Source organism: Pseudomonas sp. PDM27 (genome assembly GCF_019219205.1).
GTDB classification, from domain to species: domain Bacteria; phylum Pseudomonadota; class Gammaproteobacteria; order Pseudomonadales; family Pseudomonadaceae; genus Aquipseudomonas; species Aquipseudomonas laurylsulfatiphila.
Window position 1 is genome coordinate 24,369 of sequence record NZ_JAHUWF010000019.1, and the last position, 26,412, is coordinate 50,780.

The following is a 26,412-nucleotide window of genomic DNA, read 5'->3' on the forward strand; positions in this document are numbered from 1 at the left end:
TTCACAGGTCGAAACGATCCACTGCCCGACGCCGCTCGTTGTCGTCGCGCACATCGTAGTTGGCCGTGGTCTGGATGTTGCTGTGGTGCACCAGTTTCTGCGCAATCGACAAGTCATGCTCTTCGATCACCCGGGTAATGAATGAACGCCGGAAGTCGTGGGGCATGATTTTCACCCCGACCTGTGCGCCCCGTTGCCGGGCGATGTAGTAGATCGCATGTTTGGTGATGCGCTCACGGGTGATGTGGCTGCCACGGCGAATGCGGTTGAACAGGAACGGATCGTCCGACTCGCCTTCCTTGAGCAGGGAGCGGCGCAGTTCAAGCCAGGCTTGCAGTTTGGCGAAAGCCCAGGCCGGCGCGTACTTGATCAACTGCTTGTTGCCCTTGGCCGTCACCTGCAGGCTGCGCTCGGTGAAGTCGACCTGATTCAGCTCCAGGTTCACCGATTCGGACTTGCGCATACCCGAACCGTACAAAATCCCGATGATCGCGGCATCCCGCAAGCCTTGTGGCCGCGGATCGGCGGCGCAGACCGCCATCAGCTCCTGGATCAGCGTACGCCTGAGGTTGCGTCCCTGGGACAGCCGTGTACCGGCGATGCCCTTCACCGAGCGCATCTTCAACAGGTGCTCCTGCGAGATCAGGCTCATGCGCCACGCTTCGTTCATCACCCCGCGCACCGCGTTGACATACAGTGAAGACGTGTTCGGCGCATAGCCGTCTGAACGCAATGCGGCCACCAGTGCGATCACGTCTTCGGGTTGCAGGTTGTGCCAGGGAATCTCCTCGATATCGCAGTCTTCGAAGCCCAGGCGGTCGGCGGCGTCCTGCAGCACATAGCGCATGGTCAGCTGGCTGGAGGGTGCCAGTCGCGCCAGATACAGGGTCAGCGGATTGGTGAGGGGCATGCGAGAATCAGTTACAGGTAAGTCAATCAAACGAAACGGCCTTGAATGAAAACAGGTCAATGAAACAACTAAGAAGAGAAATAACGATCATATAAAAGACATCAGTTCTGTAGAACTTTTCCTAAAAACACCATAAACGCGGGAAGTCTGAACAGCAGATTAAATAGCCTTCAGATAAACGATTCCCCCCACCGCTTTTCATGTCCCTTTCACAAAATCGGGCATAACCTCCCATGAAGTCGAAGCAACCCGAATGGACGTCCAACCTGCCGCCCACGGCGAAAAAAGTCAACCGAAGCAGTTTTTTACCGCCGACCGGTAACTATTTGATTTGATGCAGGTTCTGATATCGAGGCGGCGATCACACCGCGCACCAAAGCCATCATCCCGGTGCATTACGCTGGTGCGGCATTCGATCTCGATCCGCTTTACGCCCTCGCCGACAAACACGGCATTGCCGTGATCCAAGACGCTACTCACGCCGCAGTCACTCAACCAGAGCGTCAGATTGCCGAACAACGACCTGGGCGCCGCTTCGGCGTTGTCCTGGCGGATGAAACGGCCGCACGTGGCTTTTTTCAACACGATAAGCAAATTGAAATATGGCCTTGCCTATCCTGATTCGCTGAAGCAGCGCGTCGACCCGGACCAGGTGCAACAGTGGATGCACGGTGCCCGCCAGCAAGTGGCCGCCAGCATTGGTCATCCTCGGCGTCATCACCATCAATTCCCGACCTGCTCGTGCGCCTGAACAAAGGAGTGCCCCATGAAAATCAGTGTGTTTGGTAGCGGTTATGTTGGCCTGGTGCAGGCAGCGGTACTGGCGGAAGTCGGCCACGACGTGATCTGCATGGACGTTGACGAGAAAAAAGTCGAACTGCTCCAACAGGGCCACGTGAGTATTTTCGAACCCGGCCTGGCCAGCCTGGTGCGCGAAGGTATTGACGCGAAGCGGTTACAGTTCACCAGCGACGAAAGATTAGCGGTCCAGCACGGCCAGGTGCTGTTCATCGCGGTCGGCACACCGTCCCGGGACGACGGCTCGGCAGACCTGCGCTACGTGATGTCGGTGGGCGAAGCGGTAGCACGGTATCGCGAACAGCCGGCGATCCTGGTGGAGAAATCCACCGTCCCGGTCGGCACCGGCGACGCCTTGCGTGCCCACATCGACAAATGCCTGCTCAGTGTCGGGCGGTTATTGCAGTTCGATATCGTCTCGAACCCGGAGTTCTTGAAAGAAGGTTCGGCCGTGGCCGACTGCCGACGCCCGGACCGTATCGTCATCGGCTGTGAACGCGATGAAGTGCGTGACGTGATGCGTGACCTGTACTCCCCCTTCAACCGCAACCACGAACGCATCATGTTCATGGGCCTGCGCAGCGCCGAACTGACCAAATACGCCGCCAACTGCATGCTGGCGACCAAGATCAGCTTCATCAACCAGATCGCCGAACTGGCCGAACACCTGGGTGCCGACATCGAATCGGTACGCCTGGGCATCGGCGCCGACTCGCGCATTGGCTACCACTTCATCTATCCCGGTTGCGGCTACGGTGGCTCGTGCTTCCCCAAGGACATGCGCGCCCTGATCCACAGTGCCGAAGAGGCCCATTGCTCGAGTGACCTGCTGCAAGCGGTGGAAGCCATCAACGAGCGGCAGAAGCACAAGCTGTTCGAGCGCATCAACGCGTTCTACCGGGGCGACTTGCGCGGCAAGACCTTTGCCGTCTGGGGCCTGGCCTTCAAACCCAATACCGACGACATGCGCGATGCACCAAGCCGGGTGTTGCTCGAATCGTTGTGGGCCGCCGGGGCGAATGTCCGCGCGTTCGATCCCGAAGCCATGCAGGAAACCCAGAAGCTGTATCCGGATGAGTCGAAACTGATGCTCATGGGGACGCCTGAGTCGGTCTTGTCCGGCACCGATGCACTGATCATCTGCACCGAATGGCAACAGTTCAAGGCACCGGACTTCGAGTTTATCCGCCAACGCCTCAACACGCCGGTGATCTTCGATGGCCGCAACCTGTACGACGCGGACCGACTGGCACGCATCGGATTTACCTACTTCCCGATCGGTCGGGGTGAGTCGCACAAGTTGCCGATCCCTTACCAGCAATGGCTGGCCGAATCAGTGGTCGCTTGAACCTCATGCTCCCGGCGGTTTGACTTCCGATTGCTGGCATCGGCGCTGCCGGTGCCTGGCGCCGTTGCTGCACCGCCAGTAAATCCTGTAGCAACGACCGGATGTCCGCCTGCTAGAGTAGCGCCGACCATTGGACTGATGCCGGCCCGATCGAATAAGGACATTCACACCGTGACCCGATACTCCCCCCTCATCCGCCGTCTGCTGATCTGCTCGCTGACCATCGTTGTCAGCCGCGCCATCACCAGCCCGTTACTCACGCTGTTCGTCAGCGACAAGCTTGGCCTCAACCAACAGGACGTTGGTCTGCTGCTCGGCATTGCGGTGTTCGTCGCCACCCTGCTCTCCCTCTACGGCGGCTACATCATCGATCGCTTCGAAAAACGCCGATTGCTGGTGCTGTCGATGGCGTCCAGCGCGGTCGGCCTGGTGTTGCTGACCTTTGCCGAAAACCTCTACCTGACCACGATCACCCTGATCGTCACCGAAACCGCCTCGGCGCTGTTCCTGATCGGTTCGAAAGCGATCCTCAGCGACAACCTGCCCGTGGGCCAGCGGGCCAAGGCGTTTTCCTTGAGCTATACGCTGACCAACATTGGCTACGCGGTCGGGCCGATGCTTGGCGTGCTGATTGCCGGTGCCTTTGCGAGTGCGCCATTCCTGATCGCGGCGGCCATCGCTTTTTTCAGTATGTTCCTGATGACCGGCATTCCCGCGGATCCGGCCAAAGTGGCTCCTGCGGGTCAGGCGCAGAGTTTTCTGAAAACCCTGATCACCCTGAAAAACGACCGCACCCTGATCATGTTCACCGCCGGTTGCCTGCTCAGCACCGTGGTGCACGGGCGATTTACCTTTTACCTGTCGCAGTACCTGCTGGTGACCAGTAATCCCCAGCACACCATGGAAATCATGGCTGCCCTGCTCGCCTGCAACGCCATCAGCGTGATCCTGTTGCAATACCAGGTCGGGCGCTTTCTAAAACGTGAACAATTGCGCCAGTGGATTGTGGCTGGCACCGGCCTGTTCATCCTCGGCCTGATCGGTTTCAGCCTGGCGGACAGCCTGGTGAGCTGGTGCGTGGCAATGTTCATCTTCACCCTGGGTGAAATCATCATTTACCCGGCCGAGTTTCTCTTTGTCGACACCCTGGCTCCCGAAGAACTGCGCGGCAGTTACTACGGCGCGCAAAACCTGGCTGCGCTGGGCGGCGCGGTGAGCCCGGTGATTTGCGGCTTGATGTTGATGCACACCCCGGCGCCGACCATGTTTTATGCCCTGAGTGCACTTGCTGCGCTGGGTGGCCTGCTCTGCTACCTGAGTGGCCGACGGGGTAACTTAAAGCAAAATTAATGCACTGAAAGCTCATTAATATGAATTTGTCAGTAGCTGGATTGAACGGCACACTGTGCCTGTTCCTCCCCCAACAGTTGGAACACCTTCAAGGGCTTTCTGGGTTTCCCAGCTAAGCCCTTTTTTTACCTCGACTTTTTCTGCCGGAGTTGTCTCGCAATGCTTGCCCGCTGGTTGCCCGTCGCCATCAATACCCGGCCCACCGAATGGAGCCGCGCCGCCATCGGCATGGCCCTGGGCACGCTGCTCAGCGTCTGGCTCTGTAGCCAGGTGTTTGGCATTGAGGTGGCCCAGCACCTGATCGGTCCGCTGGGGGCCTCGGCGGTGCTGTTGTTTGCCGTGTCTTCGGGAGCGCTCGCACAGCCCTGGTCGATTCTGGGTGGCTACTTGTGCGCCGGGGTGATTGCGCTGCTGGTGGCCCATGTGTTGGGCCGAACCCTGGGGAGCGCCTGTCTGGCGGCGGGCATGGCGGTGTTGCTGATGTGTTGGTTGCGCTGCCTGCATCCACCGGCCGGGGCATTGGCCCTGACCTTGGTGCTGGCCGATCCGGTGACCATTGCCATGGACTGGAAAGCCATTGAGCCGGTCATGCTCAGCGCAGCGACGATGCTGCTCTGCGCCCTTGCCTACAACAATCTGACCCGCGTTCGTTACCCCAAGGGCACCAGCGAACCGGCTGTCATGATCCCGGCCGATCACCCGCCCGTCGACAGTCAGGCCATCACCGCCGAAGACCTGAAACTGGCGCTGGCGGACATGGAAGCCTTCTATGACGTCACGCCCGAGGACCTCGAACAGCTGATCCAGGCCAGCCAATTGCACGCCAAACGTCGCAGCGTCGCCGAGGTGTTCGCCCCGCGTTCGTAAGCCCCTGTTCTGGAGGATCTTTTGCCGTGGCCGGGCGGTTCTGGCATCCTGCGCCTCCATTTTCTGACCCGGCCCGCCTTCTGGCACGCAAACCACCATGACCGCCTCCGAAAAAGCTCCCGCGCCACGTAACAATGACCTGATCTACGGCCTCGATGACCGTCCGCACCTGACCGCCACCGTCTTCGCCGCCCTGCAACACGTGCTGGCGAGTTTCGTCGGCATCATCACCCCGACGCTGATCATGGGCAGCGCCCTGGGCCTGCAAAGCGAAATTCCTTATCTGATCAGCATGGCGCTGTTCGTCTCGGGCCTGGGCACCTTCGTCCAGGCACGGCGCTTTGGCCCGGTGGGTTCGGGCCTGTTGTGCCTGCAAGGCACCAGTTTCTCGTTCATCAGTGTGATTCTCAGCGCCGGCTTCATGGTCAAGGCCCGGGGCGGTGGCACCGACGAGATTCTCTCGACCATCTTCGGCGTGTGCTTTTTTGCCGCGTTCATTGAAGTGGTGTTGAGCCAGTTCATCGGCAAACTGCGCATGCTGATCACCCCGGTAGTGACCGGGACGATCATCACGCTGATGGGGTTGTCGCTGATCAAGGTGGCCATGACCGACATCGCCGGAGGCTTCGGCGCCCAGGACCTGGGTGCTGCCAGTCACCTGGCCCTGGCGGCGCTGGTGCTGGGAACCATCGTGGTGTTGAACCGGGTCGACGTGCCGTTTCTGCGCCTGGGGGCGATTGTCATCGGCCTGACCCTCGGTTATGGGGTGGCCTGGCTCATGGGCCAGGTGGATTTCAACGGCCTGCCCGACGTCCCGTTGATGAGCGTACCGGTGCCTTTCAAGTACGGTTTTTCCTTCGACTGGGTGGCGTTCATTCCGGTGGCGGTGATCTTCCTCGTTTCGCCATTGGAGGCCGCCGGTGACCTCACGGCCAACTCGATGATTTCCCGGCAACCGGTCAAAGGCCCGGTGTACATACGCCGGATCAAGTCCGGCCTGCTCGCCGATGGCCTCAACTCGGCCATGGCGGCGGTGTTCAACAGCATGCCGATGGTCACCTTCGCCCAGAACAACGGGGTGATCCAGCTCACGGGCGTGGCCAGTCGCTACGTGGCGTTTTTCATTGCCGGTTTGCTGGTGGTGCTGGGCCTGTTCCCGATGATCGGCGCGGTACTGCAATTGATGCCCAAACCGGTGCTGGGGGGCGCGGAGCTGGTGATGTTCGGCACCGTCGCCGTGGCCGGGATCAAGATTCTCGCCGAGGCCGGCCTGCATCGGCGCAACATGCTGATCGTGGCGATTTCCATCGGCATGGGCCTGGGGGTGGCCGCCGTGCCGGAAGTCTTGCGTGAACTGCCCAAGGCCCTGCACAACATTTTCGAATCGCCCATCACCGTCGGCGCGCTGTGCGCTATCGTTCTTAATATCTTCCTGCCTGAGGAGTTCATCGAGCTGGAAGAAGACGAATTCGATCCGGAGGCCTCCGTGCTTCAGGTGATGCAGAACCCCGATGTGACCACCAGGGATGAACCCGCAAAGGCTGCGGTGGTCGCACCGTAGAACCGCCGGACGGGCTCAGGGGCTGAGCCGGTGGCGGTACAGCCCTTTTCAGATGAGAGCACGTCCATGCGCAGCGTTCACGCGGTCCTGATTTCCCTCCTGCTCTGCCTGGGCGCCTGCTCCTCGCTGCCCAATCGAGACCCACTGAAAATCAGCGTAGTGGGTATCGAGCCCCTGCAGGGCGAGGGCATGGAAGTACGTTTTGCCGTGACCATCCGCGTGCAGAACCCCAATGACAACAACCTCACCTACAGCGGCGTTGCCCTGGATCTGGACATCAACGGTCAGCCATTCGCCTCTGGCGTCACCGATGTGAGAGGCTCGATCGGGCGTTTTTCCGACACCGTCGTGAGCGTGCCGGTCAGCGTTTCGGCATTTTCGTTCATCCGCCAGACCTATGGCATCAGCCAGATGAAAACCCTCAACAACATGCCTTATATCCTGCGCGGCAAGCTCTCGGGCGGGGTGTTCAACACGACCCGCTTCGTCGACAGCGGCACCCTCAATCTGCCGGGGCCGACCACTGGCAGTCGCTAGCGAGAGAGGGTCAGGCAGGCGCTGAATCTACTCGACGTCATTGAGAATCAGGCTGCGGTAATGCCCCGGATTTGACCCCGACCACTTGCGAAAGGCCTTGTAGAACGAACTGGTGTCAGCGAACCCCAGCCGCGTGGCGATTTCGCTGAAGCTGATCGCCGGCTCGGCCAGCCAGACGATCGCCAGTTCCTTGCGCACGCTGTCCTTGAGTCCTTGATAGGTTTGCCCTTCTTCGGCCAGCCGGCGGCGCAAGGTCGATGCCGACATGCACAGGCGTTGCGCCAGGGCCTCGGTTTCCGGCCAGTGTTCGGCCGGCAGGTGACGCAGATCGTGTTTGATCCGACTGGCCAGGCTCTGCGGATCACGGTACTTCACCAGGATGTTCGCCGGCGCGAGGGCCAGGAATCGCTTGAGCTCTTCGGGGCTGCGCTTGATCGGCAGATCCAGGCAATCGGCGGAGAAAATCATGCGCGTGCGCGGACGGTCGAAACGCAGGTTCTCGGAAAACATCACCTGATAGTCATCGCAGAAATCCGGTTTTGAACAGCGCAGTTCAATGGCCAGAATCGGAATCCGCCGACCTGCCAGCCAGCAGGCAACGCCGTGGACGATCATCCAGTAGGTGAAATAGGTGAAGGCCCGGCGTGGCTCTTTGTCGTCTTCGAGCAGGACGATTTCCGCCAGGCTTTGCTGACGCACCAACTGCGCCGGCAGGTGTTCGAGGATCAGCGACAGAAACGCCAGGCCGCCAGCCAGCCCCGCCGCCACGTTGGGTTGGAGCATGGCGCTGCGACACAGGAATGCGAAGCTGCCGGATTTGAGTTTGCGTGGGTCCATGCCAAAAAACTCATCGTCCCCGCGCCGTGCCAGCAGCCGCCACAGGCGCGCATAAGCAGTGGCTGGAACCCGGGCGCTGGAATTGCCCAGCAGCTGCGGGTCGATGCCAACCTTGATCAACACCTCGTCCTTGTCGATACCTGGCGCGCAGCTTTGCAACAGTGCTTCGCGCACCAGTTGGATGGAGATGGTGTCTTTTTCCGACATGGATTGCGGCAAGCCCTGTTCTTGTTCGAGTGGGGGGGCATATTAGCAAGATCAAAAGCCAAAACGAGCAAGATCAAAAGATCACAGCCTGCGGCAGCTCCTACACACCGCAAGTATCGTGGACGGACAAAAACCCTGTAGGAGCTGCCGCAGGCTGCGATCTTTTAGAGAATCCGGTACAGCAAGCGCTCGATCCGCACACGACTCACGCGCTTGAGGAACTTGGCCACGCCCATCGGGTATTCGGCCAGGGTTTCCAGGTTCTGGAAGTGCTCGATTCGCCGGGTGTGCTGGAAGATCTCCGCCAGTTCCTGACGGCGCGGCTCCAGCCATTCGCCATGCGGATCATCGATCAACAAGGCGTTTTCCAGATCGAGCCGGAACGCCCGCGGGTTGAGGTTGTTGCCGGTCAGCAAGGTATAGCGCCGGTCGATCCACATGCCCTTGAGGTGATAGGTGTTGTCACCATCAAGCCACAGGTGCAGGTTCAACTGACCGCTGTCGATGTTGCGCTGATGACGCTTGGCAAACCGGCGCAGGCTGATTTCGTACAGGTACGGCAGCGCCGATATGACCCGGAACGGTTCGCTCGGCGGAATGTAGAAGTCATTGGCCGTCTTGTCGCCGACCACAATGTCGATCTTCACCCCACGGGCCAGCGCGCGGTTGATCTCGCGGATGATCGCCAGCGGCAGGTTGAAGTACGGCGTGCAAATGGTCAGTTGCTGCTGGGCGCTGGCGATCAGCTCGCAGATCACCCGGTTCAGCGGATTGTTCTTGCCGACGCCAAGCAACGGGCTGACGGACAGACCGCTCCTGTCGGTGGTGCCTCGCGTGGTGTCGTACGCCGCGTGCTTGAGCCGGCTGCGCAGGTCACCGATGTCATTGCGCAGGCTGCGGGTCGTCGGCAGGTTCGGCAGGTCGAGGCGGTGCACCGCTTTGGAGGCCACCAGGCCGTGCTGCACCAGGTGCTGCATCGAATCGGCCAGTTCGCGATTGTGCAGCACGTGATAGCGGTCGTAGCGGTACTTGTCGAACTTGTGCAGGTAGACGTTGTTCAGGCTCGCGCCGCTGTAGATCACGCAGTCATCGATCACGAAGCCTTTGAGGTGCAGCACACCGAACAGTTCGCGGGTTTGCACCGGGACGCCGTAGATCGGCACTTCACTTGCGTGGGTGCGGGTCATCTCCTGGTACCAGGCCGAGTTGCCCGGTTGCTTGCCGGCACCGATCAGGCCGCGCTGGGCGCGCAGCCAGTCGACGACCACCACCACGTCCAGTTCCGGACGCGCCAGTTTGGCCGCGTGCAAGGCATCGAGAATTTCCTGGCCGGCTTCATCCTGTTGCAGGTACAGCGCAACGATGTAAATGCGCCGGGTCGCACTGGCGATTTTCTCCAGCAGGCAACGACGGAATTCGGCAGCGCCGGAGAGGATGCCGACGGCATCGGCCGTCAGCGGAAAACTGCGCAGCTTGGGCAGCAGGGAACGTTTGAAAAGCGACGGCATAGGGCTCGCAATGGGTCGAATCCGAAGAACCTGAGAGCTTACACCATCGCTGGGTTTGGGTCTTGTTACTGTCTGTAATGCCCCTTCGCGAGCAGGCTCGCTCCCACATTGAAATGCATTCCCCCTGTGGGAGCGAGCCTGCTCGCGAAGACCATTTATCAGACACTGTAAAAATATCGATTGACCAAGGAGAACGATCGTTCTACTGTTAGCCACATGAACGAAATCAATAGCAACGACACACGCGACATCATTCTGGATGTCACCGAAAAGTTGATCTACAAAAGTGGCATAGCCGCCACTGGCATGGATCTCCTGGTGAAAACCGCCGGTGTCTCCAGAAAAAGCATCTACCGCTACTTTGCAAACAAGGACGAACTGGTCGTGGCCGCCCTGCAACGCCGCGACCAGCGCTGGATGCACTGGTACCGCAGCGAAGTCGGCCAGGCACAAACCCCGGCCGGGCGGCTGCTCAACCTGTTTACCGTACTGAAGTCGTGGTTCGACTCCGAAGGTTTCCGCGGCTGCGCTTTCATCAACACCAGTGGCGAAACCGGCGACCCGCAAGACCCGGTGCGCCTGGTCGCCAAAGAACATAAACAGAAGCTGCTCGACTACGTGTGCGAGCTGTGTACCGAACATGGTGCCGAGGATCCGCAGAGGCTGGCCAGACAGCTGCTGATCCTGATCGATGGTGCCATTACCGTGGCGCTTGTAACGGGTGATCACAGTGCCGCCGATAATGCGCAATGCATGGCGCGCAAGTTATTGGACCTGTAGCAACCTGATCAAGCTCGACAATTGTTTTAACTTTAACTTGATACGGAGACTTGAAATGTCTAATGCCGAAGTTCGTCCGCCATTGCCCCCTTTCACCCGTGAATCGGCCATTGAAAAAGTTCGCCTGGCTGAGGATGGCTGGAACTCCCGCGATCCGGAGCGCGTGTCCCTGGCCTACACCCTGGACACCCAGTGGCGAAACCGCGCCGAGTTCGCCCATAACCGCGAAGAAGCCAAAGGCTTCCTGACCCGCAAATGGGCCAAGGAGCTGGATTATCGACTGATCAAGGAACTCTGGGCCTTTACCGACAACCGCATCGCCGTGCGTTATGCCTATGAATGGCACGACGACTCGGGCAACTGGTTCCGTTCCTACGGCAACGAAAACTGGGAGTTCAACGAGGACGGCCTGATGGCCCGTCGTTTCGCCTGCATCAACGACATGCCGATCAAGGAAAGCGAGCGCAAGTTCCACTGGCCGTTGGGTCGTCGTCCTGACGATCATCCGAGCCTGTCGGATCTGGGCCTGTAATTTAAATCCACACTAATCACCTGTGGGAGCGAGCTTGCTCGCGATAGCGGTGTGTCAGCCAACATTTATGCTGGATCTGACGGCCTCTTCGCGAGCAAGCTCGTTCCAAAATGGTTTTGTGTTGTGCAGGTGGTTAAGATGCTGCCCTTCCCCGCAGCCTCTTTCTGCACCCGCCGAATAAGCCGATCCCATGCCTTTCGAACTCAGCGTTGACCTCTCCACCCTGGCCATCCTGGCCCTCGTCGCTTTTGTTGCCGGTTTCATCGACGCCATCGCCGGTGGCGGTGGACTGTTGACCACCCCGGCCCTGTTGACCGCCGGCCTGCCGCCGCATCTGGTGCTGGGCACCAACAAGCTCAGTTCGACCTTCGGCTCGGCGATTGCCAGTTTCACCTTCTACCGGCGCAAGCTGTTCCACCCCGCGCAATGGGTGCACGCCATCGTCGGTACCCTGGTCGGCGCGCTGACCGGTGCCGTGGTCGCACACTACCTGCCGGCGGAATGGCTGAACAAAATGTTGCCGGTGATCGTCTTCGCCTGCGGTGTCTATCTCTTGTTTGGCGGCACGCCGAAAGCGCCGCTGGACAGCAACGCACCGATCAAGAAAACGTGGCAGTCGACCCAGGGCTTCAGCCTCGGTTTCTATGACGGCGTGGCCGGTCCCGGCACGGGCGCGTTCTGGACCGTGAGCAGCCTGCTGCTCTACCCCATCGACCTGGTGAAGGCCAGCGGCGTGGCGCGCAGCATGAACTTCGTCAGCAACGCGGCGGCGCTGTCGATCTTCATCTTTTCCGGTCAGGTGGACTGGGTCATCGGCCTGTGCATGGGCTCGTCATTGATGGTCGGCGCCTTCTTCGGCGCTCGCACCGCCATCAGCGGCGGCGCGAAATTCATTCGTCCGGTGTTCATCACTGTGGTGCTGGGCCTGACCGTGCGCCTAGCCTGGCAGCACTGGTTCAGCGTGACCTAAGCGCCGCGCCACATAGACGTCGATCAGGTAACGGGCAATCGAGCGCGACGCCGGCAACGGCGGCAGCGCGTGTACGTTGAACCACTGGGCGTCCTCGATCTCGTCTTCCTGGCAGACGATCTCGCCACTGGCGTATTCGGCATGAAAGCCGAGCATCATCGAGTGCGGGAACGGCCAGCACTGGCTGCCCATGTACTGGATGTTCCTGACCTCGATGCTCACCTCTTCACGAACCTCGCGAATCAGGCAATCCTCGGCCGATTCGCCCGGCTCGGCGAACCCCGCCAATGTGCTGTAGACACCACTGACAAAACGCGGTGAGCGTGCCAACAGCACTTCATCGCCTCGGGTGACCAGGACGATCATGCTCGGCGAAATCCGTGGGTAGCTGCGCAGATCACACGGCTGGCAATACATCGCCCGTTCGCGCGGTACCTGGTTCATGGCCTGACCGCAGTTACCACAAAAGCGGTGTTCACGGGCCCAGGTGCCGATCTGTGCGGCGTAACCGAGCACCTTGTAGACCGTGTGATCGCCTTCGAGCATGAACGCCCGCAAGCCCTTCCAGTTGCAGCCCGGCACTTCGCTTTGACTGCGCAGTTCCAGCAGATAGACCGGCTCGCCATCGAGATGACCAATGCCGTGTTCGGCGAGAACCGGCAGGTCCTGACGCTTCAACCATTCCCGTGGAAACAGTGCGCCATTGTCATCGAACAGAAAGCCTTCGGGGCTGCGCGCGACGGCCCAGCCGCCGGGTTGGTCGGTATCCAGTACTGCAGTGGTCCAGCGAGGAATCATGGTTAATCAATCCAGAAATTCGGGTTTCTGTTTGCTCATATGGGCGGCCATGGCCACGCGCAGATCGGTGGATTGCAGCATGGCGGCGTTCCAGGTGGCGATGTATTCGAGGCCGTCATCGATGCGATGGTCACGCATGTAGCTGATCATCTCCTTGGTGCCGGTGACGGCGATCGGTGACTTGCCGGCGATTTCGCGGGCAATGCCCATGACGCCGTCGAGCAGGCTGTCGTTGTCGCTGTAGACGCGATTGACCAGGCCCATGCTCCGCGCTTCGTCGGCGCCAAAGGTGCGACCAGTGTAAGCCAGTTCGCGCAGCATGCCGTCACCGATGATCCGCGGCAAGCGTTGCAGCGTGCCCACGTCGGCGGCCATGCCGATGTCGATTTCCTTGATCGAGAACTGGGCGTCCTCTGCGGCATAACGCATGTCGCACGCGGCAATCAGGTCGATGGCGCCACCCAGGCAGTAGCCCTGAATCGCTGCAAGCACCGGTTTGCGGCAGTTGTCGACGGCATTGAACGACGCTTGCAGAGTAAGGATCTTGCGCCGCAGCAGGCGCGCATTGCGGCCGACGTCCTTGCCCAGTTCATTGGCCACACCGGCCAGCATCATCAGGTCGATACCCGAGGAGAAATGCTTGCCTGCACCGCTGAGGACCACCACGCGCACTTCATCGGTGTCATCGATCCACTGGAAGATCTCGACGATCTCGCTCCAGAAAGCAGCGTTCATCGAGTTGATCTTCTCCGGTCGGTTGATCTGCACATGGGCGATTTTATCGACCAGTTCGACGTTGAACGCGCTGTATTGAGACATTCCTTTGATCCTTATGCGGGCAGAAAACGAGGCCCGAACTATAACAAGGCATCGCGACCGGCAGTAAGGCAGCGGTTCAGCCAAATCCGGGACTTATAGCATGCACCGCATTGGTGCGCGACCGCTCGATCACGTCGCACATTCATGTGACCGCCCGGTGACTTTTTGCGGCCAAAACGCAAAAAAACATGCACTTCGTCGGGGCGTTTGCACCTCGATCAGGCACGTCCGTACCGTTACAAACCGATTGTCGAACAATTTTGCCATCGGCCCTTTACCGCTCTAAGTTCTGGCCTAGACTCATTTTCTCAAAGCGAAACCGGTCGGTCACAAAGTGGAAAAACAGTCGAAACTTTTTCCATTCCCGATCGGTCCTCTGACAAGAAGGTGCGTTGCGACTGGTGCAATCTTTGCAACGGCTCATTCACCCCTTTTGCTTCGAAGCATCGGGCAGCGCTTGCTCACTGATGCGCAGCGCTTTTGCGCCGGCCACGGGAATTGGCCATGAAACACCGTTTGCCAGACCTAAGAATTAGATCAACAGCACGGGAGATTCATATGATCAGTACGGCTTTGGAAATACAGGGAGAACGTGCTCATCAGGTCGGCGAATCGAGCGCCGTAACTGCCGCGAACACCCAACCCGTCAGCGTGCCCGGCACCAGGATGCTGACCCCGGCAGCCCAGCAGAATCCGAACCGTAAGAAAGTGTTGTTCGTGACCTCGGAAATTGCCGACCTGGTGAAGACCGGTGGCCTGGGCGACGTTTCCGCGGCCCTGCCACGGGCCATGGCCCATCTGCACGATGTGCGGGTGTTGATCCCGGGTTACCCGCAGGTGCTGCACAGCGAGAACCCCATTCATATCATCGGTGAGCTCGGCGGTCATGCCGCGTTGCCACCGTGCAAGATCGGGCGCATGGACATGCCCGATGGTCTGGTCATCTACGTACTGATCTGCCCCGAACTCTACGAGCGCGAAGGTTCACCCTACGGCGCCAACAACGGCCGCGACTGGCCGGACAACCATATCCGTTTCGCCCGCCTGGGCCTGGCGGCCGCCGATATTGCCGCCAACCTCGCGCAAATCCACTGGTGCCCGGACCTGGTGCACGCCCACGACTGGCCGGCCGGCCTGGCCCCGGCCTACATGCACTGGCGTGGGCAGCGCACACCAACGTTGTTCACCATTCACAACCTGGCCTATCAAGGCGTGACCAGCCTGGGCTCGTGCCCCGAACTGGGCATTCCCCATCACGCGCTGCAACAGGAAGGCATGGAGTTCTACGGCAAGATGTCGTTCCTCAAGGCCGGCATGGCCTACTCGAGCCACATCACCACCGTCAGCGCGACCTACGCCCAGGAAATCACCACCCCGGATTTCGGCTGCGGTCTCGACGGTTTCCTCGCCGCCAAGACCCAGCAAGGCCTGCTCAGCGGGATTCCCAACGGCATCGATGAAAGCTGGGATGCGGCGACCGACCCGCACCTGTTCTGCCCGTTCGAAATCGGCGACTGGGATGGCAAGGCGGTGAACGCCGCCCATGTGCGCGAGCTGTTCGGCCTGCAAGACTCCGAAGGGCCGCTGTTCGCCGTGGTGTCGCGCCTGGTCTATCAGAAAGGCCTGGACCTGACCGAAGCAGTCTCAGAGTACATCGTCAAATCCGGTGGCCAGATCGCGATCATCGGCCGTGGCGAGCCGGAAGAAGAACAGTCGATGCGCGAACTGGCCCTGCGTTTCCCCGGGCAGATCGGCGTGCGCATCGGCTTTAACGAAACCGATGCCCGGCGCATGTTCGCCGGCAGCGACTTCCTGCTGATGCCTTCGCGTTACGAACCCTGCGGCCTGAGCCAGATGTACGCCCAGCGCTTCGGCTCGTTGCCGGTGGCGCGCAATACCGGTGGCCTGGCCGACACCATCGAAAACGGCGTGACCGGCTTCCTGTTCGATGAATCAACGGTGCAGAGCTACCAGGAAGCCCTGAGCCGCGCGTTCAAGGTGTTCGCCTTCCCCGACCTGCTGCACGCCATGCGCTGCCGGGCCATGGCAGCGCCGTTCAACTGGTGCAAGGCGGTCGAACCCTACGCCGAACTCTATGAACAGCTTGTGGCGAAAGCGTTGGGGAAATCGAACAAACAGTAAGAGGCTTTCAAGATGCCGTTACGGACCCTTGAGACCTGGCCCCACGGCGCAATCATGCTGGACGCAGAGCACACGCAATTCGCGTTGTGGGCGCCAGATGCGTTTTACGTCAGTGTCGAACTGGAACATGGACAGTCCTTGCCGTTGCTGCCCCAGGCCGACGGCTGGTTCGTGAGCAATACCCGATGCGCGGCGGGCACGCGTTACCGCTACAGCATCGACGGCGAACTGGAAGTGCCCGACCCGGCTTCCCGCGCTCAGGACGGCGATATCGACCGGCACAGCGTGGTGGTCGATCCGCTGGCCTATGTCTGGCAACACAGTGCCTGGCCGGGACGGCCGTGGAACGAAGCGGTGATCTACGAGTTGCACGTCGGTGCCCTCGGCGGCTTCAGTGCCGTCGAGCAGCATCTGGCACGCCTGGTCGAGCTGGGCGTCACCGCGATCGAACTGATGCCCATCGCGCAGTTTCCCGGGGAGCGCAATTGGGGCTATGACGGCGTCCTGCCCTACGCGCCCCAGGCGTCATACGGGTCACCCGAGCAGCTCAAACACTTGATCGACACCGCCCACGGTCATGGTCTGGCGGTGATTCTCGACGTGGTCTACAACCACTTCGGTCCGCACGGCAATTACCTGCATCGTTATGCCAAGGGCTTCTTTCGCGAAGACAAACAGACGCCGTGGGGCGCGGCCATCGATTTCCGCCGCCGCGAAGTACGGGACTTTTTCATCGAAAACGCCTTGATGTGGCTGCTCGAATACCGTTTCGACGGTTTGCGCCTGGACGCGGTGCACGCCATCGAAGACCCGGATTTCCTCCAGGAACTGGCACAACGGGTGCGCCAGCAGACGGGATCGGCGCGCCATGTGTGGCTGATGGTGGAGAACGAACACAACCAGGCCGGCCTGCTCGAACAGGGTTACGACGCGCAGTGGAACGATGACGGCCACAATGCCCTGCATGTGTTGTTGACCGGCGAAACCGAGGCCTATTACGCCGACTACGCGCACAACCCCACCGAACAACTGGCGCGTTGCCTGAGCCAGGGTTTCGTGTTCCAGGGGCATCTCAATCGCCATGGCGTGGCACGCGGTGAACCCAGCGGGCACTTGCCACCCGGCGCCTTCATCCTGTTCCTGCAGAACCATGACCAGATCGGCAACCGGGCCTTCGGCGAGCGCCTGCATCAACTCGCCCACCCGCAAGCACTGCGGGCCGCCACGGTGTTGCTGCTGTTGTCGCCGATGATTCCGCTGCTGTTCATGGGCGACGAGTTCGCCGTCGAGCAACCCTTCCTGTATTTCACCAGCCATCACGGCGAGTTGGCCAAGTTGGTACGGGACGGCCGGCGCAACGAGTTCGCGGCGTTCAGCGTGTTTGCCGACCCACTCCTGCGCGAACACATTCCTGACCCGAACGATCCGCAGACATTTTCAGCATCCCGCCCTGTCCTGCCTTCGACCGGCCATACTGAGATGCACGACCTGTATTGCCGGCTGTTGCAGATCCGCCACCGGCTTCTCATCCCCCGCTTGCCGGGCACCCAGGCACTGGGGGCGGACGAGCTGGGCGAAGGCGCGGTCAGTGCCGCCTGGCGCCTGGGCGATGGCAGCGAACTGCGCATTGACCTGAACCTCAGCGACAAGCCCGTAGTCCACTCCTCACAGACCGGTGCCGCGCGGTTGTTCGAATACCCGCCACAGAGCGCCGATCTGCTGGACCAGGGCACCCTTGCCCCGTATTGCGCGCTCGTCAGTCTCGCCGCCGCAGCCCCTATGCCACTTCGTATGGAGAGCGTCCATGAGTGATGCGCAACTGGAAATTCTGGCCAGCCGTGCCGGCCTCGCGGTCGACTGGATCGACGCCAACGGCCGCCCGCAAAAAGTCGCACCTTCCGTGTTGCGCAATGTGCTGACCGGCCTGGGCCACCCGGCGGGCAGCGCCCAGGAAATCGACGCCAGCCTGCTGGAATTGCAAGCGGTGCAACAGACCCATCACTTGCCGCCATTGATCACCGCCGATGTCGGGACAAGCCTGGATCTGGCGCGTTTTTTTGCACCTCAAACCCCTTGCGAAATCCACCTCGAAGACGGTTCGCGGCTCAACCTGAAACTGGACGCCAACGCAAAGCTGCCGGGGCTGGTACCGGTCGGCTATCAACAGGTCAGCATCGACGGACAAACCTTCACCCTGGCGGTGGCCCCATCCCGTTGTTACAGCGTCGCCGATGCCGTGGACAACCCGATCCCCCGTGCCTGGGGCCTGAGCGTGCAATTGTATGGCTTGCGCCGCCCCGGCGATGGCGGGTTTGGTGACACCCAGGCGCTGGAGGACCTCGCCCGGGTGGCCGGTGAACGTGGCGCCGAGGCGCTGGCGATCAGCCCCTTGCATGCGATGTTTTCCAATGACACCCAACGCTACAGCCCGTATTCGCCGTCCAGCCGTTTGTTTCTCAACAGCCTTTACTGCGCCCCCGGCACCATTCTCGGCGAGCGCGCCCTGCGCACCGCCATTGATGCCACGGGGCTGGCCATTGAGCTCAAGGCGCTGGAGGAGCGTGCGCTGATTGACTGGCCGGCCGCCGCCGAAGCCAAGCATCGGCTGTTGCAGTCGCTGTACGAAGGTTTCGTCCAGGGTGAACACCCCTTGCACGAAGACTTCAGCAGTTTTCGTCACGCTGGTGGCGAAGCGCTGGAAAACCACTGTCGCTTCGAAGCCATACAGGAGGCACGCGCCGCTCGCGGTGAAGGCCTCGACTGGCGACTGTGGCCCGAACCCTGGCGTAATCCGCGTAGCGCCGAACTCGCAGCTTTTGCCGAAGAGAATGCCGGGCGCATCGGCTTCTTCGCCTTCTGCCAGTGGCTGATCACCCGCTGCCTGGAACGCGCGCAAACCGCCGCCCGCGCCAGCGGCATGAGCATCGGCCTGATCGCCGACCTGGCCGTTGGCGCCGATGGCGGCGGCAGCCAGGCCTGGAGCCGTCAGGACGAACTGCTCGCGTCCCTCACCGTCGGTGCGCCACCGGATATTCTCAACCGCACGGGCCAGGGCTGGGGGATTTCCGCGTTTTCACCTGAAGGCCTGGTGCGCAATGGTTTCCGGGCGTTCATCGAAATGCTGCGGGCCAATTTCGCCCATTGCGGTGGCTTGCGTATCGATCACGTCATGGGACTGCAGCGTCTGTGGGTGATCCCCAACGGCTCGCCGCCGGCCGACGGCGCCTACCTGTATTACCCGGTGGACGACCTGTTGCGCTTGTTGACCCTGGAATCCCATCGGCACCAGGCCATCGTCCTCGGCGAAGACCTCGGCACCGTGCCGGACGGCCTGCGGGAAAAACTCATCGCCCGTTCGATGCTCGGCATGCGGGTACTGCTGTTCGAGCAGGACAACACGCACTTCAAGCCGATCCTCGACTGGCCGGACAACGCCCTGGCCACCACCAGCACCCATGACCTGCCCACCCTCAACGGCTGGTGGCATGGCCGCGACATCGACTGGAACGCCCGGCTCGGCATGGTCGACGCCAGCGGAGAGATCGAATGGCGCCAGCATCGCGAGCGCGAGCGCGAGGGCTTGCGCCGGGCGTTGAGCCAGGACCCGCAGAACTTCCGCGAAGAGTCCCACGAAACCGACCAGGTGCTCGACGCCAGCGTACGTTTTCTCGGGCATACCCGGGCACCCTTGGTGCTGCTGCCGCTGGAAGATGCCCTTGGCGTGGAACAACAGGCCAACCTGCCCGGCACCATCGACACTCACCCGAACTGGTCGCGGCGCTTGCCCGGCTACAGCGAAGCCCTGCTCGATGGACCGGATGCCGCGCGGCGCCTGGAACTGCTCGCCTGTGCGCGACTGCAGGCGGCCGAGCGTGACCGATGACCCAACAGCCGACCCACCCGTTGCGCGCCACGCTGCGCCTGCAATTTCATAAAGGCTTCACGCTGGAAGATGCGGTGCCGCTGGTGCCGTATTTCGCACGCCTGGGCATCAGCCATGTCTACGCCTCCCCTTTGCTGCGTGCCCGAGCCGGATCGATGCATGGCTATGACGTGGTGGACCCGACCAGGGTCAACCCGGAACTGGGTGGCGAAGGGGCGCTGCGCAACCTGGTCAACGCCTTGCACGAGCAGGACATGGGGTTGATCCTCGACATTGTCTCCAACCACATGGCGGTCGGCGGCGCTGACAATCCCTGGTGGCTGGACCTGTTGGAGTGGGGACGCCTGAGTCCCTACGGCGAGTTTTTCGACATCCAGTGGCACTCTCCCGATCCGTTGATGGAAGGCCAGCTGCTCCTGCCGTTCCTGGGCAGCGATTACGGCGTGGCGTTGCAGGACGGCACCCTGCCCTTGCGCTTCGATGCCTGGCACGGCAGCTTCCATGTCGAGCACTACGAACACCGTTTCCCGATTTGCCCCTGGGATTACGGCGAGCTGCTCAAGCCCGATGCAGCGCTCGATACGGAGCAGGCCGAACAACTGAAAAACCTGGCCGATCGCTTCAGCACCCTGAGCTACCAATCCGACGCCCACAGCCTGGCCATACCGTTGAAAGCGGAACTGCGCGATCTGGTCAGTGATCCGCTTATTGCTCAAGCCATTGAGCAACACCTGAAGCACTACGACTCACTGACCGGCGAAGGCTTCCAGCGCCTGCACAGCCTGCTGGAGCGCCAGAGCTATCGCCTCGCGAGCTGGCGCACGGCCGCCGATGACATCAACTGGCGGCGCTTCTTTGATATCAATGAACTTGGCGGACTGCGCGTCGAGCGTCCCGCGGTGTTCGAAGCCACCCACGCGAAGATCTTCCAACTGGTGGCCGAGGGGCTGATCGACGGGTTGCGCATCGACCACATCGACGGCCTCGCCGACCCGCGGGGCTACTGCCGCAAGTTGCGGCGCCGGGTCGACAGTCTGTGCGCGGGCCGCCATCTGCCCATCTTTGTCGAAAAAATCCTCGGCGAAGGCGAGACCCTGCACCGCGACTGGTCGGTGGATGGCACCACCGGTTATGAATTCATGAACCAGTTGTCACTGCTGCAAACCGACCCTCGGGGTGCCCAGGCACTGGCCGAACGCTGGCAGCGCCACAGCGAGCGGTCTGCCGACTTCTCCCAGGAAGCACAACTGGCCCGCCAGCAAATCCTCAACGGTTCCCTGGCCGGTGATTTCGAAAGCGTCGCCCAGGCCTTGCTGCAAGTGGCCCGGGACAATCTCATGAGCCGCGACCTGACCCTCGGCGCCATTCGCCGGGCGTTGCAGGCGCTGATCGTGCATTTCCCGGTGTACCGCACCTACATCAGCCCCCTCGGCCGGACAAGCCAGGACGAGGTGTTTTTCCAGCAGGCCATGGACGGCGCCCGCCAGACACTGGGCGAGGCAGACTGGCCGGTGCTCGATTGCCTGGCCGGCTGGCTCGGTGGTGAGCCCTGGCGGCAACGCCCGGCCGGTCGCCAGCGCAAACGCCTCAAGCACGCCTGCGTGCGTTTCCAGCAACTGACCTCGCCAGCCGCGGCGAAAGCGGTGGAAGACACCGCGTTCTATCGTTCGGCCGTCCTGCTTTCGCGCAATGACGTGGGGTTCAGCACCGTGCAGTTCAGTGCGCCGGTGGCCGACTTTCATCGGGCCTGCATCGAGCGCCTTGAAACCTTCCCGGACAATCTGCTGGCCAGCGCCACCCACGACCACAAGCGTGGCGAAGACTCACGCGCGCGGCTGGCGGTATTGAGTGAGCGCAGCGGCTGGTACAGCGAGCAGATCGGCCTGTGGCGCGCCCTCGCCCGGCCTTTGCGCCAAGACGATCAAGTGCCGTCGGCGGGCGATGAGTTGATTCTGTACCAGGCGATCCTCGGCAGTTGGCCACTGGGTTTGGCTATCGATAATCCACCGGCGCTCGAGGACTACGCCAAACGCCTCTGGCAATGGCAGCGCAAGGCCCTGCGCGAAGCCAAGCTGCAAAGCAGCTGGAGCGCGCCCAATGACGCTTACGAGCAAGCGACCGAGGACTTTATCCAGCGCCTGTTGCTCAGCCCCGAAGGTGAGCTGCTGCGTGCGGCCCTGGCCAGGGCGGCCCGTTCGATTGCCGCCCCCGGTGCCCTTAACGGTTTGGCGCAAACCTTGCTGCGCATGACCGTGCCCGGCGTGCCGGATTTGTATCAGGGCAACGATTTCTGGGACTTCAGCCTGGTCGACCCGGACAACCGTCGCCCCGTGGATTACGCCAGCCGCCAGCAGGCACTGCAGCAAGCGGCAGACCTGCCGGACCTGTTATCGAACTGGCAGGACGGGCGCATCAAGCAAGCCCTGATTGCGCGCACTCTGGGCCTGCGCGCCGAACATGCCGAGCTGTTTCGGCGTGGCTCTTACCAGGCCCTGCAAGTGCTGGGCAGCGAGGCCCATCGAGTGCTGGGTTTTGTCCGTGAACGGGAGGGAGAACGCGCCATCGTGATTGTGCCGATACGCTGTGCCGAACTGCTGGAAAACAGTGCCGTCCCCCAGGTCCACGCGCCGCTATGGGGCGATACCCGGATCAAATTGCCGTTCACCGTTGCCGACGAACATCTGAAGGGACTTTTCAGCGGCATCACAGTCACAAAACACAGAGAGCTGCTGATCAGCGCCGCGCTGGGGGATTTCCCGGTCAATCTCATTATTCAAACTAACCACACTTGAGTTCAGTTCAGGAGCATAGCGATGAGTACCGACGATAAACGCATCCGCGAATTCGCCTATCAGATCTGGGAGTCCGAAGGAAAACCCGAAGGTCAGGAAGCCCGCCACTGGGAGATGGCGTGCAAACTGGCGGAAGCCGAAGCCCTGGCACCAAAGAAACCTGCCAAAGCAGCGGCGAGCAAAACCCCGGTCAGCAAAACGGCCAATGGCAAGGCCGGCGAAAGCAAAGTCGCTGCGCCCAAAACCAAGGCCAAGCCTGCAGCGGCCTCGAAAGTGATTCCGCCGGGGGAAAAGGCCGTCGAGAAAAAGCCCCGGGCACCACGAAAACCGCCCGCGGTTTGATTTGTCTTGAGGCCCCTTCGCGGGCAAGTCGAATCGTCGCACCGCCGCTCCCACAGGGAGCTCAGCCACACCACCAAACACTGTGGGAGCGGGCTTGCCCGCGAAGAGGCCATCACTTCCAGCATTGATGTTGCCTGACACACCGCCTTCGCGAGCAAGCTCGCTCCTACAGGTAACTCCCGTTTGCAGGAGCACTTATGACCAGCCCAAAAAAAGCCCCCGCGCCAGCCCCTCGCGCTGAAGCCACGCGAATCCGTGAAGGCCTGCCCTTCCCGCTGGGTGCCACCTGGGACGGACTGGGAGTCAACTTCGCCCTGTTTTCCGCCCACGCCACCCGGGTTGAACTGTGCCTGTTCGACGACAGCGGCGAGGTGGAGCTCGAACGCATCGAGTTGCCCGAATACACCGACGAGATCTACCACGGCTACTTGCCCGACGCTCACCCCGGGTTGATTTACGGTTATCGCGTCTACGGTCCGTACGACCCGGCCAACGGTCATCGCTTCAATCCCAACAAGCTGCTGATCGACCCCTACGCCAAACAGCTGGTCGGCAAGTTGAAATGGTCCGAAGCGCTGTTCGGCTACACCATCGGCCACCCCGACGCCGACCTCAGCTTCGATGAACGTGACAGCGCGCCCTTCGTGCCCAAGTGCAAGGTCATCGACCCGGCGCACACCTGGGGCCACGACCACCGCGTCAGCGTACCGTGGGACAAGACGATCATTTACGAAACCCATGTGCGCGGCTTCAGCATGCGTCACCCTTCGGTTCCGGAAAACCTGCGCGGAACCTTTGCCGGGTTGATGGTCGATGACGTGTTGGAACACATCCGCAAGCTCGGCGTGTCGACCGTGGAGTTGCTGCCGATCCACGCGTTCGTCAACGACCAGCATTTGCTGCACAAGGGCATGACCAATTACTGGGGCTACAACAGCATCGCGTTCTTCGCCCCCGATCCGCGTTACCTGGCCAGTGGCAAGATTGCCGAGTTCAAGGAAATGGTCGCGCACCTGCACGAAGCGAATCTGGAAGTGATCCTCGACGTGGTCTACAACCACACCGCCGAAGGCAACGAGCAAGGCCCGACCCTGTCCATGCGCGGCATCGACAACGCGTCCTACTACCGCCTGATGCCCGATGACAAGCGCTTCTATATCAATGATTCGGGCACCGGCAACACCCTGGACCTGAGTCACCCGTGCGTGCTGCAGATGGTCACCGACTCCCTGCGCTACTGGGCTTCGGAAATGCACGTGGACGGTTTCCGTTTCGACCTGGCGACCATACTCGGGCGCTATCACGACGGTTTCGACGAGCGCCACAGTTTCCTCGTCGCCTGCCGCCAGGACCCGGTGCTGCGCCAGGTCAAGCTGATATCCGAACCCTGGGACTGCGGCCCCGGCGGTTATCAGGTCGGCAATTTTCCGCCGGGCTGGGTCGAGTGGAACGACAAATTTCGCGACACCGTGCGCGCCTTCTGGAAGGGCGACGACGGTCAACTGGCGGACTTCGCCAGCCGCCTGACCGCTTCGGGCGAAATGTTCAATGAACGGGGGCGCCGCCCCTACTCATCGCTGAACTTCGTCACCGCCCATGACGGCTTCACCCTCAACGACCTGGTGTCGTACAACGACAAGCACAACGAGGCCAACGACGAAAACAATCAGGACGGCAGCAACAACAACCTGTCCTGGAACCACGGCGTCGAAGGCCCCACCGATGATCCCGAGATCAACGCGCTGCGCCATCGGCAGATGCGCAATTTCTTCGCCACCCTGCTGCTGGCCCAAGGCACGCCGATGCTGGTGGCCGGCGACGAATTCGCCCGCACCCAGGAGGGCAACAACAATGCGTATTGCCAGGACAGCGAGATCGGCTGGGTCAACTGGGACCTCAGCGAAGACGGCAAGGCCCTGCTCAAGTTCGTCAAACGCCTGATCAAGTTGCGCCTGACCTACCCGATCCTGCGCCGCGGGCGTTTTCTGGTGGGCAACTATAACGAAGACATCGGCGTCAAGGACGTGACCTGGCTGGCACCGGACGGCACGGAAATGACCACCAAGCATTGGCACGATGCACACAACCGCTGCCTGGGCATGCTGCTCGATGGCCGCGCCCAGGAAACCGGCATTCGCCGCAAAGGCGCCGACGCGACCCTGATGCTGGTGGTCAACGCGCATCACGACATCGTCAATTTCCGCCTGCCGGAAGTGCCTGACGGCGGTTTCTGGACGTGCATGATCGACACCAACCAGCCGGCGATCCGTGGCCAGGAGCGCTTCGAGTTCGGCCATGAATACTCGGTTACCGGTCGTTCATTGCTGCTGTTCGAGTTGCAGCATGAGGAAGAGGAGTGACGACGAGGCTCAGGCATTCAGCGCGCGACTGCCACAGAGCGGAAAAATCATTTTGGCCGGGTTCGCGACGCGACGAATAGCGTTGCATGAGCAATACTCGATTCGCGGCGATCCAGGGTTGGGGTTGTCGCACCTCGCTATCCACCAGCCCTCACGGGTCGGCCGGGCTTGTCTCGCGCACGACTGAAGGCGAAGCAGCACAAGGACGTAATACCCATGAAATCCGTTTCCCTCAGCGAAGCCAGCCTGCCTTCCCAGATCTGGAACAGTGCCCCGCAACTGGACAGCATTGCGGCCATCAGCACCCAATCCCTGGTGCCTGCCGGTGCACGCGCAGTGTTCATTGCCCCGCACCCCGGCGATGAAGTCGTGACCTGCGGTGGCCTGCTGCAATTGCTCAGCAACCTGGGCCACCCGCTGCAATTGATCTCGATCACCGACGGCAGCGCCAGCCATCCCGGTTCCCGGCAGTGGTCGGAAAAACGCCTCAGCGTATTTCGTCCCCAGGAAAGCGTGGAAGCCATCCGCCGACTCGGGTTGCCGATGCACAGCCTGAAGTGGATCCGTGGCGGGTTTACCGACAACGCCCTGGTGGAACACGAAGAACGGATCGCCCAGTTCATCGGGCGCTACCTGCGCCCGGGTGATGTGGTGTTCAGCACCTGGTGCGAAGACGGCAACGTCGACCACGACACCGTCGGCCGCGCCAGTGCCAGGGCGGCGACCAGTGTGGGAGCCACCTACAACGACGTGCCGTTCCGGGCCTGGCACTGGCCGGCACGGGACCGGGAGCTGATCCCCTGGCATCGTGCGCGCAAGGTGCGCCTCGATGCCTGGACCGTCGCCCGCAAGAGCCACGCCACCCACGCCTACGCCAGCCAACTCGACGGTGAACCCGCCATCGGCCTTGCGCCGTTGATGCCGCGCACGCTGCTGGAGCGCATTCGTTTGCCTTATGAAATCGTCTTCGTCTAAGCCCACTACGCTTTCTGTAGGAGCGAGCCTGCTCGCGATGGTCGTCAACGATAACGCTGGTTGGCAGGCGCCCCGCGGTGCTCTCAGGTTTATCGC

20 protein-coding genes and 3 pseudogenes are annotated in these 26,412 nt (G+C 61.4%); 18 read left to right on the top strand and 5 right to left on the bottom strand.

The window, feature by feature from the left end:
• Position 1: 1 nt before the first annotated feature.
• Positions 2-940 (bottom strand): tyrosine recombinase XerC, encoded by a 939-nt coding sequence (gene xerC, locus KW838_RS28320; protein ID WP_218504267.1) that lies wholly within the window; start codon positions 938-940, stop codon positions 2-4.
• A gap of 318 nt (positions 941-1,258) precedes the next feature.
• On the opposite strand from xerC, the pseudogene KW838_RS28325 reads away from it, so the two are divergent.
• From KW838_RS28325 to KW838_RS28360, 8 genes and pseudogenes are all read left to right on the top strand, one after another.
• Positions 1,259-1,402 (top strand): annotated as a pseudogene (locus tag KW838_RS28325) (DegT/DnrJ/EryC1/StrS family aminotransferase); the annotation flags it as partial.
• Positions 1,395-1,610: pseudogene (locus tag KW838_RS28330) on the top strand (4-amino-4-deoxy-L-arabinose lipid A transferase); the annotation flags it as partial. The pseudogenes KW838_RS28325 and KW838_RS28330, both read left to right, overlap by 8 nt.
• Positions 1,606-1,680 (top strand): annotated as a pseudogene (locus tag KW838_RS28335) (4-amino-4-deoxy-L-arabinose-phospho-UDP flippase); the annotation flags it as partial. The pseudogenes KW838_RS28330 and KW838_RS28335, both read left to right, overlap by 5 nt.
• Positions 1,677-3,056 carry a UDP-glucose/GDP-mannose dehydrogenase family protein gene (locus KW838_RS28340; protein WP_218504268.1) on the top strand — a complete coding sequence of 460 codons (1,380 nt, stop codon included), beginning with the start codon at positions 1,677-1,679 and terminating at the stop codon, positions 3,054-3,056. The pseudogene KW838_RS28335 and the gene KW838_RS28340, both read left to right, overlap by 4 nt.
• A 138-nt stretch (positions 3,057-3,194) precedes the next feature.
• Positions 3,195-4,406 carry an MFS transporter gene (locus KW838_RS28345; protein WP_256358998.1) on the top strand — a complete coding sequence of 404 codons (1,212 nt, stop codon included), beginning with the start codon at positions 3,195-3,197 and terminating at the stop codon, positions 4,404-4,406.
• Between the two features lie 159 nt (positions 4,407-4,565).
• Positions 4,566-5,273, top strand: coding sequence for an HPP family protein (locus tag KW838_RS28350; RefSeq protein ID WP_218504270.1), 708 nt, complete (start codon positions 4,566-4,568; stop codon positions 5,271-5,273).
• 97 nt (positions 5,274-5,370) lie between these two features.
• The gene (locus KW838_RS28355) at positions 5,371-6,834 is read left to right on the top strand and encodes a nucleobase:cation symporter-2 family protein (protein ID WP_102700063.1); all 1,464 of its coding nucleotides are present in this window, start codon (positions 5,371-5,373) and stop codon (positions 6,832-6,834) included.
• A gap of 66 nt (positions 6,835-6,900) precedes the next feature.
• Positions 6,901-7,371, top strand: a complete 471-nt coding sequence (locus tag KW838_RS28360; RefSeq protein ID WP_102700062.1) for an LEA type 2 family protein — start codon at positions 6,901-6,903, stop codon at positions 7,369-7,371.
• A gap of 27 nt (positions 7,372-7,398) precedes the next feature.
• Here KW838_RS28360 and KW838_RS28365 read toward each other — a convergent pair whose 3' ends face one another.
• Both KW838_RS28365 and pssA read right to left on the bottom strand, forming a co-directional pair.
• A complete protein-coding gene (locus KW838_RS28365; protein ID WP_218504307.1) occupies positions 7,399-8,415 on the bottom strand; it encodes an AraC family transcriptional regulator in 1,017 nt (338 codons plus the stop codon).
• A gap of 164 nt (positions 8,416-8,579) precedes the next feature.
• Positions 8,580-9,923, bottom strand: coding sequence for a CDP-diacylglycerol--serine O-phosphatidyltransferase (pssA, locus tag KW838_RS28370; RefSeq protein WP_102700060.1), 1,344 nt, complete (start codon positions 9,921-9,923; stop codon positions 8,580-8,582).
• A 216-nt stretch (positions 9,924-10,139) separates the two neighbouring features.
• Here pssA and KW838_RS28375 point away from each other — a divergent pair, with 216 nt between their 5' ends.
• From KW838_RS28375 to KW838_RS28385, 3 genes are all read left to right on the top strand, one after another.
• A complete protein-coding gene (locus KW838_RS28375) occupies positions 10,140-10,703 on the top strand; it encodes a TetR/AcrR family transcriptional regulator (protein ID WP_102700059.1) in 564 nt (187 codons plus the stop codon).
• Positions 10,704-10,758: 55 nt separating this feature from the next.
• The gene (locus tag KW838_RS28380; RefSeq protein ID WP_102700058.1) at positions 10,759-11,235 is read left to right on the top strand and encodes a nuclear transport factor 2 family protein; all 477 of its coding nucleotides are present in this window, start codon (positions 10,759-10,761) and stop codon (positions 11,233-11,235) included.
• 190 nt (positions 11,236-11,425) lie between these two features.
• Positions 11,426-12,205 carry a TSUP family transporter gene (locus KW838_RS28385; RefSeq protein WP_102700056.1) on the top strand — a complete coding sequence of 260 codons (780 nt, stop codon included), beginning with the start codon at positions 11,426-11,428 and terminating at the stop codon, positions 12,203-12,205.
• Here the strand turns inward: KW838_RS28385 and nudC are convergent.
• On the bottom strand, positions 12,173-13,003 hold the full coding sequence (nudC, locus tag KW838_RS28390; RefSeq protein ID WP_102700055.1) for an NAD(+) diphosphatase: 831 nt from the start codon (positions 13,001-13,003) through the stop codon (positions 12,173-12,175). The two genes, KW838_RS28385 and nudC, sit on opposite strands and share 33 nt — an antisense overlap.
• 6 nt (positions 13,004-13,009) lie before the next feature.
• Entirely contained in the window at positions 13,010-13,822 is an 813-nt protein-coding gene (locus KW838_RS28395) for a crotonase/enoyl-CoA hydratase family protein (protein WP_218504271.1), read from the bottom strand.
• Positions 13,823-14,380: 558 nt separating this feature from the next.
• Here KW838_RS28395 and glgA point away from each other — a divergent pair.
• From glgA to KW838_RS28430, 7 genes are all read left to right on the top strand, one after another.
• Entirely contained in the window at positions 14,381-15,964 is a 1,584-nt protein-coding gene (glgA, locus tag KW838_RS28400; protein ID WP_218504272.1) for a glycogen synthase GlgA, read from the top strand.
• Between the two features lie 12 nt (positions 15,965-15,976).
• A complete protein-coding gene (gene treZ / locus KW838_RS28405; RefSeq protein WP_218504273.1) occupies positions 15,977-17,776 on the top strand; it encodes a malto-oligosyltrehalose trehalohydrolase in 1,800 nt (599 codons plus the stop codon).
• The gene (gene malQ, locus KW838_RS28410) at positions 17,769-19,847 is read left to right on the top strand and encodes a 4-alpha-glucanotransferase (RefSeq protein ID WP_218504274.1); all 2,079 of its coding nucleotides are present in this window, start codon (positions 17,769-17,771) and stop codon (positions 19,845-19,847) included. Before treZ ends, malQ begins: the two co-directional genes overlap by 8 nt.
• Positions 19,844-22,639, top strand: coding sequence for a malto-oligosyltrehalose synthase (locus tag KW838_RS28415; RefSeq protein WP_218504275.1), 2,796 nt, complete (start codon positions 19,844-19,846; stop codon positions 22,637-22,639). The genes malQ and KW838_RS28415 overlap by 4 nt, the downstream gene beginning before the upstream one ends.
• A gap of 21 nt (positions 22,640-22,660) precedes the next feature.
• A complete protein-coding gene (locus tag KW838_RS28420) occupies positions 22,661-22,981 on the top strand; it encodes a DUF2934 domain-containing protein (RefSeq protein WP_102700049.1) in 321 nt (106 codons plus the stop codon).
• Positions 22,982-23,178: 197 nt separating this feature from the next.
• Positions 23,179-25,341: a glycogen debranching protein GlgX gene (gene glgX / locus KW838_RS28425; RefSeq protein ID WP_102700048.1), complete on the top strand. Its 2,163-nt coding sequence runs from the start codon at positions 23,179-23,181 to the stop codon at positions 25,339-25,341.
• Positions 25,342-25,557: 216 nt separating this feature from the next.
• Entirely contained in the window at positions 25,558-26,316 is a 759-nt protein-coding gene (locus tag KW838_RS28430; protein WP_218504276.1) for a PIG-L deacetylase family protein, read from the top strand.
• Positions 26,317-26,412: the final 96 nt, after the last annotated feature.